Annotated in this window: 1 protein-coding gene; it reads right to left on the bottom strand. The window is 58.2% G+C overall.

What is annotated here, in order from left to right:
* On the bottom strand, positions 1-591 hold a 591-nt coding region (locus ABJK56_RS05770), incomplete at its 3' end, for a hypothetical protein (protein WP_347243715.1).
* Positions 592-1,202 lie beyond the last annotated feature (611 nt).

Below are 1,202 nucleotides of genomic sequence, written 5' to 3' on the forward strand. Positions count from 1 at the left end.
TACCTGCATGTCGCCCGAGTTGGTACGCCAGAAATCCATGACAATCTGGTTGCCATCGTAGATGAAGATCCGCCGCTGCTCGGCATGGCCGTCGCCGTCGTCATCCAGCCGCTTGTAGACCCAGCGGTTGGCATAGTCGTAGGCGTACTCGACCACATGATCGACCGCCGCGGCGTAGCTGGACCGGTGCTCCACCTTGGTCAGCCGGTTGCGGTGGTCCCAGGTGTACTGGGTGATGTCGGTGTCACCCGCGTCGAGCTGCCCATTGGCGTTGGCGTCGATGAACCGGTGCGTGCGGTTCCCCTCGGCATCGTAGAGATAGCGGTAGGTGCCGTCGGAAAGAAGCCGGTTGTTGGTGCCGGTGGTGTAAGTGCTACCGTTGGCGGTAACGCGGTTGCCGTTGGCGTCGTACTGGTAGCTTTCGTCGCTCTGGTAGTCGTAGTCGGCGGCGGTGAGCTGGCCTCGACGATGGGCTGCAAGGGCCGCCTCGAAGAGTTTTTCCGGGTCGGCCGACGGCCAGGGACCCCCTGCTGCGCCCTCGTCGCACCCCCATTCTGCCCTCAACCGCGTCCCTTTTTGCCCACCAACCATTGAACCCCGCTCCGATATTGAGAAAAGTGCCCGTTAGTGCCAGAAATTCGTCAGACAGCTTAAATGTGTGTGCGTGTGTTGTCAATCCCCTCGAAGGAGTTATGTCGGCATTCCATCCGGGGGGATTGGAATTCTTTCAGTCAACGCTGAACAGAGTTAAGGCTGGAGAAAGTTTCTTTTAAGGTGCCCGGCCGGTCGGTCTGGAAATCCCTTGACAGTCTTGAGATGCCCCTCCGCGCTGGCCTGCCGGTTCATTCCACGCGATTGCCGAATAAATTACGGTCCTGCTAGGGCAGGGTTGGAAAGCGAACATCGGCCCACGCAAACTCCTTGTCCGTCACCCTCCACGTACGGCGATTGATGGCATTGCCTATCGCGTGTCAAGTCATGCACAGCGCCCTGGGAGCAAAAAGCGTAAGTGCCATAACTTGTTAGCTCAGCGCGAGATACAGCGCAATTTCCTTGCCTTCTTGGCAAATCCCGGCCATCCCAGTGACTGACAACGCAAGCAAAAGCATAAAGGGCTGTAAAACTGTCCCAAGCCCGGAGGGACCTGCTTGTCAGGTCCGCTTATCAACGTTCGATCATGAATTCCGTTTCAGCGGGGACTG

This window comes from Thermogutta sp. (assembly GCF_039793925.1).
Lineage (GTDB): Bacteria > Planctomycetota > Planctomycetia > Pirellulales > Thermoguttaceae > Thermogutta.